We start from the raw sequence: 6,782 nt of genomic DNA on the forward strand, positions 1-6,782 counted from the left end.
TTCCACCTCCATGACCGAGGAAGACGCACGCGAGATCCTTTCCGCAATCGACGGCGCCCTCGCAGCAATCGCTCCGAAGCAATGACGTAGCGCGTCCAGCGCCGGATCCATCCGGCACGGGACGACGCAGCAACAGATGGAAGTCACATGACAGCTTCTCCTCACGTCGTCGTCATCGGTGCGGGTACCCTCGGTATGTGTTCTGCGCACGCGCTCGCGGAACAGGGCGCTCGCGTCACCGTCATCGACGCACAATCCATTGCGTCAGGATCCAGCGGCCGCTCGGTCGGGGTCGTTGGGACACAGCTCACGGATCCGTTCGAGATACAGCTGCGCATGCAATCGGTGCAGCGCGTCCGCCGGTGGCAAGAGCGCCTCGGTCTCGGCTTCAGCCCTATCGGCTACCTGCGTCTGGCGCGCACCTCCGAGCAGATGGAACTGTTCGCCCGCTCGGTGGAGATCCAGCGCGATGCCGGCTTCAGATCCAGGGTCTACCAGGCGAACGAGCTTCAGCAACTCGTGCCGCACTTGAGTTCAGATGGGCTCGAAGGCGGCATCTTCGGGCCGGACGACGGCTTCCTCGATCCCCACGAAATGTGCACGCTGCTGGCGCAACAGGTGAAGAAGCTCGGCTCCGAGGTGTTCCAGTTCCGCAAGCTGCTTGGTGCCGCGCGGACATCCGGTGGCTATCGGTTGGACACCAGCAAAGGGCCGATCGGCTGCGACTTCGTCGTGAATGCGGCAGGCGCCTGGGCGCCACGCGTTGCCGAGATGCTCGGACAGACGCTGCACATCCACCCCGAGCGCCACGAGGCGCTGACAATCCACTTGGACGCGCCGCTCCCGTACACAATGCCGATGGTCATGGATCTGGTGAACGGGCAGGGCACCGGACTCAACTTTCGGCACGAGAAAGCGGGCGAGCTCATCGCCGAGATACACAAGGTAAGTTCGCCGTCGCCCGAAGATCCGGACAACTACAACGAGCAGTGCGAGGAAGGGTCCAAGGTCATGCTGGCCGAGATGCTGATCGAACGCCTGCCTGATCTGCCGGGCGCCCGGCTCGGCCGGGGCTGGGCAGGCCTCTACCCTGTCACCGCCGACCACCGTCCCTATGTCGGACCAGTCGATCAGTCGGAGCCCGGTCTGATCACCGCGGCCGGTGCGGGCGGCTACGGGATTCAGCTTGCGCCGGTGATTGGGCTGATCGTCGCAGACTGGGTGCTCAAGGGCTCTCCCGCATCGATCCCAGGCACCGAAAGTCTCGCTCCAACTCCGGAAAGAAACGTTCCGGGCACACATACTGCGGCGGCTTGACCAGTGGGACACCGGCGTTAGCGCAAGGACAAAGAAGCCATGCCCGAGGCAGAAAATATCGTACGCATCAAGAACATCAACGTGATCTATGGCGGCCATCACGCCGTGAAGAACGTCTCGCTCGACATCACGCGCGGCGAGGTCGTGGCGATCGTCGGACCCAGCGGCGCGGGGAAGAGCACGCTGCTGCGCGCGATCAACATGCTCGAACAGCCGTCATCCGGCACCCTTGAAGTGGGTGCCATCCGGTTTTCGGTCGACCGCAATCTGTCCGCCGGAGAGCTGCTGAGGCTCCGACGTTCCACCGGGATGGTTTTCCAGTCCTTCAACCTGTTTCCGCACATGACCGTGCAGCGCAACATTTCGCTGCCGCAGATGCGGGTTCTGGGGCGCACCAAGGAGCAGGCGGACGCGCGCACCGCCCAATTGCTCGAACGCGTACACCTTACGGACAAGGCGCAAGCCTATCCGGCGCGCCTGTCGGGTGGCCAGCAGCAGCGTATCGCGATCGCACGCGCCCTGGCTCTTGACCCCAAGGTGATGCTCTTCGACGAACCCACGAGCGCCCTGGATCCCGAACTCGGGCTTGAGGTGTTGGCCGTGATGCGCGAGCTCGCCCAGGAAGGCATGACAATGATCATCGTCACGCACGAGATCGCCTTTGCCGCAGACGTCGCCGACCGCGTAATCGTCATGGCTAATGGAGAGATCATCGAGCAGGGTCCGCCTGATGCCGTGATCCGCAATCCGTCGTCGCCCCGCACGCGGCAGTTCTTCCGTGCCGTGGTCGATCGCAGATGATCGACCTGCTGGTTTCACTGCTCAGAGGCGTTCCGGCCACGCTGCTGGTGACCTTCGGCGCTTTCGGAGTCGGGGCCATCGCAGCCATGCCGCTGGTGCTGATGCGACGTTCCCGGTTGCTTCTGCTAAGCGCGCCGGCGCGCCTATACATCGACGTTGTCCGAGGAATCCCGCCGATCGTCTGGCTGTTCATTATTTTCTTCGGATTGGGCAGCGGAGTGATCGTTCTCAGTTCATATCAGGCTGCCATCCTGGGCATGGGGTTGGTATCAACGGCCTATCTCGCTGAAATCTATAGGGGTGGCTTCCTGGCCCTCTCGAAGGGCCAGCGGGAGGCGTCCACGGCGCTCGGTATGTCGCGCCTGGATACGCTGCGCTATATCCTGGCGCCGCAGGTCCTGCGCGTCTCGGTTCCACCCATGGCGACCTTCCTTGTTAGCCTGCTCAAAGACACGACCGTGGCCTCCACGATCGGTGTCCGCGACGTGATGATGTACGCATCGCAGCAGGCTCAAGGCGGCGGCGGCAGCTTCGCGCCGTTCATTTTCGCCGCGCTTCTCTACATCGTGCTGTCCATACCCGTTGTCGTGTTGGCACGCGCCGTGGACGGGCGGCTGCGCTCAAGGGGGCAAGCGAAATGAGCGAGATGCTGGCTAACTGGCTGGACTGGTCGCCCCAGCTTTTCCAAGGAGCTATTGTCAGTCTTCAGTTGGCGGGCCTGGCGCTGCTGTTCGGATTGCCTATCGGCCTCGTTCTTGCGCTTGCCTCTTCCTCTGGAAACAGGCTCGTCCGCTATTTCGCGGTGGTATTGGTCGAGATCGGGCGTGGTGCGCCTGCACTCGTCGTCCTGCAGATGGTCTACTATGGATTGCCTGCTTCCGGGATGACCGTAAGTGCCTTCACCTCTGGCGTGATTGCGTTGGCGCTAACGACAGGCGCCTACACCAGCGAGATCCTTCGCGCCGGTCTGAACGCGGTTCCGCATTGTGAGATCGAGGCGGGCTGGGCGCTCGGCATGACCCGCCGGGACATCCTGCGCTTCGTAGTGATCCCCCAAGGAATCCTGTTCGCAATACCCGCACTGATGGGCTTTGCCATTCTCATCTTCCAGGCGACGGCCCTTACATACACGATCGCCATCCCCGAACTTCTGGCGCGCGCCTATCGCGTGGGTGCGGCCACCTACCTCTACCTCGATGTCCTGATCTTGGCGGGCCTGTTCTATCTCGCCATCACCGTCCCGTTCGGGTGGCTGGTCTCGTACACCGAACGTAGGCTGGGCAGCCATCTCGGCTGACCTGCAATCAAAAACCATCAATGTCAGAGGAGAGCACAGTGAAAAATTGGAGTAAGATTATCTCGGCCGCGGCCATTGCTACGGCCTTGGGTGCCAGCGTCGCGTCCGCACAGGATTGCAAGCCGCAGCACGTTTTCGAAACCGTGTCAGCGGGCAAACTCACAGTCGCGCTTACCAACACCGCTCCGTATTCGCTCGAAAAAGACAGCGGCATCGCGGGTATCGACGGCGATCTCGTGAAGCGTTTTGCCAAGGAGAACTGCCTGGAGATCGCTTATGAGATCTTCACATATCCAGGCGCGGTTTCCGCAGTTCAGTCGCGGCGCGCGGACATCGCGCTTGGCGGCTTCTATCGTACCGCCGCCCGCGCGAAGGTCGTCGCTCTGTCTACGCCGGTCTATCTCGACCAACTGTCCGTCACCTCGACCAACGGCATTGATACTGTCGATGGTCTGCTGGGCAAGAAGGTCGGCACCGTTGAAGGATATTTATGGGTCCAGGACATGGAGAAGCTTTACGAAGGCTCCAAGACCTATCCGTCGTCGCTGAACCTCGCGCAGGACCTTCATGCCGGTCGTATTGAGGCGGCGCTCGACGGCTTCGGCTCCGCTGTCATTCAGAACGAAGGACAGAATTATAAGGTAAATGCGCTGAAACAAGATCCGCGCATCGATGCGACCATGAACCCGTCGCAGACCGCCTTCCTGCTGGACAAGAGCAACGAGGATCTTGCGAAGGCCGTTGACACGTCCCTAGAAGCTTACCGCAAGGATGGCGCGATCGCGGAAGCGCTCAAGGCTTACGGGCTGGATCCGTCAGCCGCAGATGTCGGTGGCGCCCGCGTCATCGAGTAAGCCGCTGGTATGAAGGGCCGCTCCGCCTGTGCCTCCCGTTTTTAGGAAGAAAACCGAGCGAGGCGGGCGGCCTGGACGTTTGCTGCGCGGCTGCGATCCGAGCGTGTGCTAAATGCCTGCCGTCGACTACGTCGCCGCCGATGCCTACATCAATTCGGACGACACTGGCGACTGTCAGCTCGCCGACCTCATCCAAGGCGAGGAGCTTCCCTCGCTTTACGCCCGTTCCTGCTGTGCAGAGCAGTGCCGCTGGCTCGCACCTTGGCTATAGAGCTTCTATCAACGCGCAGTGTGCATGATCGCATCTGTGGGGCGCGGGAGGTTTCGAGGGGAACACGATCTGGCATTTGAAGTTTGCTCCTAGGGCAGCGCCTGCTTTGACGAGCTTCGCCAACTCAAGTCTTGCGCCCTTCCGAGAGAAGATTGTCGCCGGTAGTGACGAAGAGCGCGAAAACTTATTGCGCAAGCTTGACTGCGGCGCTGGCGCACCGGCGGAAGTCTGCTGTTCGGGCTTCGTGCTGGCCGTTGCTCGCGCCAACCGTGGCTAAGTTCGCCGTCCCATCCACTCTTCACGCCGTTCAGCATCGAACGCCTGCCGACCCTTCGCGGCCCATAGATCTCGTGCATGCTCGCCTTCAGCGCTCTGCAATTTGTCGGCCGCCTATCCCGCTGGTTGCCTTTGCCAACGAGGCCAAGCCTCTTCAGGGCGATCCGCGCGAGATCAACCGGTTCGACCTTGACGGGCAGCCCGTGCACCGCAACGGCATGAGCCAGAATGAGTTTTACGAAACCGATGTCGATGCCTAGCGTCATCGGTCCAGCACCTTGGGCAGCCCGGTCACGGCCGAAACGAATGAGCCGTTCGCGATCGAGAGCCGCGATGTTGCACTTGCCGAGATGTCTTTGGAGCATAGCGAGGGCTGCGGCCTTGGAGCGGCGAGGGGACTTGCCTATATCGCACATGTCGTCGATATGAAGGTCGATGAGTTCGCCGAAGGTTTTCAGGCGCGCTGTTCGAGACTTTGCCGGTGTCTCACCGCGATCGACTTGGCGCTCGGTTTCGTCGCCCAGCGGCGTGCGTCGTCTCGGCGCAGGAAGGTTTCGCTGACGTAGCGACCTTTGCGACGGACTTGGACACGCCAGGACCCGGACGAGAGCTTTGTGTAGGTGGCCATTTTTTCGTGTGCGCTCCGTGTGCACTGAGAGATCGAAACGTGGCGAAAAAGGGTCGTATTCTGGCGTAAATTGTGTGCACTTGGCACGTTCTAACGATTTGATGTTAAACAAAAAATGCTGCAAAATCAATATCATAGGCTATCTGTGGCCCCGATGATGGACTGGACGGACCGGCATTGCCGGTTCTTCCACCGCCAGCTGACAAGCCATGCGCTGCTTTATACCGAGATGGTGGTGGCCGACGCGGTCATCCATGGCGCGCGCGAGCGGCTGCTCGGCTTCGATGCGGTGGAACATCCGGTCGCGCTGCAGCTCGGCGGCTCGGATCGTGAAAAGCTCGCCGAGGCTGCCCGCATTGGCGAGGCCTTTGGCTATGACGAGATCAACCTCAATGTCGGCTGTCCGTCAGACCGCGTCCAGTCGGGCACGTTCGGTGCCTGCCTGATGAAAGTGCCGGACCTCGTCGCCGGCTGCGTCGCGGCGATGAAAGCGGCGGTGAAGATCCCCGTGACCGTTAAATGCCGCATCGGCGTCGACGAGCAGGATCCGGAGCCGGCCCTGGATGCGCTGACGGATGGGGTTTTCGATGCCGGCGCCGACGCATTGTGGGTGCATGCACGCAAGGCGTGGCTGGAAGGGCTGAGCCCCAAGGAAAACCGTGACATCCCGCCGCTCGACTACAACAGGGTCTATCGGCTGAAGGTCAGAAAACATAACGAATTCATTGGCATCAATGGTGGAATTCAGTCGATTGAAGAGGCGCAGAAGCATCTCGGTCATGTCGATGGCGCGATGCTTGGCCGCGCCGCCTACCACACGCCCGGCATTCTGGCCGGCGTCGATGCCGCTTTCTACGGCGTCCAGTCCGAGCCGTTCGATTTCGCCGCGCTGATCGATGCGATGGCGGACTATGCGGCACGCCATATCGAGCAGGGTGGGCGGCTTGGCCATGTCACCCGCCATATGGTCGGACTGTTCCATGGCCTGCCCGGTGCGCGCCGCTACCGGCAGATCCTGTCCACGGACGCGACAAAACCCGGGGCCGGCCCGGACGTGCTGAAGACGGCTTACGCGGCCGTCGAGTTCGGTGGCGCAGCAGCCGAAGCGGCTTGAGCTTCGGGGATCAATCCCTGAGGATCATGCGGTCGCCGCGCACGTCAAAACCCGACAATGAACCGATGAAGTTCATGCCGAGCAGGCTCTGGCTGAGCATTCCGGGTGCGGCGATCATCACCGACATATCCCTGCGCATGATGCCGCCGATCGCAATCTGATCGGTTTTCACGGCCGCGGCGCGCGCCATGCCGTTGGCGGTCGAAACCGGTATGGTGTAGTTG

At 61.6% G+C, this 6,782-nt stretch carries 8 protein-coding genes and 2 pseudogenes; 8 read left to right on the plus strand and 2 right to left on the minus strand.

Annotated elements, in window-relative coordinates; translation table 11 throughout:
* Window positions 1–147 precede the first annotated feature (147 nt).
* The 6 genes and pseudogenes from EN964_RS19760 to EN964_RS39425 all read left to right on the plus strand — a co-directional run.
* Window positions 148–1,317 carry an FAD-binding oxidoreductase gene (locus EN964_RS19760; protein ID WP_127270694.1) on the plus strand — a complete coding sequence of 390 codons (1,170 nt, stop codon included), beginning with the start codon at window positions 148–150 and terminating at the stop codon, window positions 1,315–1,317.
* Between the two features lie 39 nt (window positions 1,318–1,356).
* Window positions 1,357–2,118 (plus strand): amino acid ABC transporter ATP-binding protein, encoded by a 762-nt coding sequence (locus EN964_RS19765; protein WP_127270696.1) that lies wholly within the window; start codon window positions 1,357–1,359, stop codon window positions 2,116–2,118.
* Window positions 2,115–2,759: an amino acid ABC transporter permease gene (locus EN964_RS19770; protein ID WP_127270812.1), complete on the plus strand. Its 645-nt coding sequence runs from the start codon at window positions 2,115–2,117 to the stop codon at window positions 2,757–2,759. Before EN964_RS19765 ends, EN964_RS19770 begins: the two co-directional genes overlap by 4 nt.
* Window positions 2,756–3,415, plus strand: coding sequence for an amino acid ABC transporter permease (locus tag EN964_RS19775; protein WP_127270814.1), 660 nt, complete (start codon window positions 2,756–2,758; stop codon window positions 3,413–3,415). The genes EN964_RS19770 and EN964_RS19775 overlap by 4 nt, the downstream gene beginning before the upstream one ends.
* 38 nt (window positions 3,416–3,453) lie before the next feature.
* Window positions 3,454–4,269: an ABC transporter substrate-binding protein gene (locus tag EN964_RS19780; protein ID WP_164748881.1), complete on the plus strand. Its 816-nt coding sequence runs from the start codon at window positions 3,454–3,456 to the stop codon at window positions 4,267–4,269.
* Window positions 4,270–4,540: 271 nt separating this feature from the next.
* A pseudogene (locus EN964_RS39425) lies at window positions 4,541–4,736 on the plus strand (DUF932 domain-containing protein); the annotation flags it as partial.
* Window positions 4,737–4,813: 77 nt separating this feature from the next.
* On the opposite strand, the pseudogene EN964_RS38685 reads toward EN964_RS39425, so the two are convergent.
* Window positions 4,814–4,927 (minus strand): annotated as a pseudogene (locus tag EN964_RS38685) (conjugal transfer protein TraD); the annotation flags it as partial.
* 167 nt (window positions 4,928–5,094) lie between these two features.
* Here EN964_RS38685 and EN964_RS37755 point away from each other — a divergent pair.
* Both EN964_RS37755 and dusA read left to right on the plus strand, forming a co-directional pair.
* Window positions 5,095–5,382 carry a hypothetical protein gene (locus tag EN964_RS37755; RefSeq protein ID WP_164775891.1) on the plus strand — a complete coding sequence of 96 codons (288 nt, stop codon included), beginning with the start codon at window positions 5,095–5,097 and terminating at the stop codon, window positions 5,380–5,382.
* Between the two features lie 177 nt (window positions 5,383–5,559).
* Entirely contained in the window at window positions 5,560–6,558 is a 999-nt protein-coding gene (gene dusA, locus EN964_RS19795) for a tRNA dihydrouridine(20/20a) synthase DusA (RefSeq protein ID WP_127270818.1), read from the plus strand.
* A 10-nt stretch (window positions 6,559–6,568) separates the two neighbouring features.
* Here dusA and EN964_RS19800 read toward each other — a convergent pair.
* On the minus strand, window positions 6,569–6,782 hold a 214-nt coding region (locus EN964_RS19800), incomplete at its 5' end, for a TIGR02281 family clan AA aspartic protease (protein WP_127276655.1).

Source organism: Mesorhizobium sp. M7A.F.Ca.CA.001.10.2.1, assembly GCF_003998575.1.
In the GTDB taxonomy this organism is placed as follows: Bacteria; Pseudomonadota; Alphaproteobacteria; order Rhizobiales; family Rhizobiaceae; genus Mesorhizobium.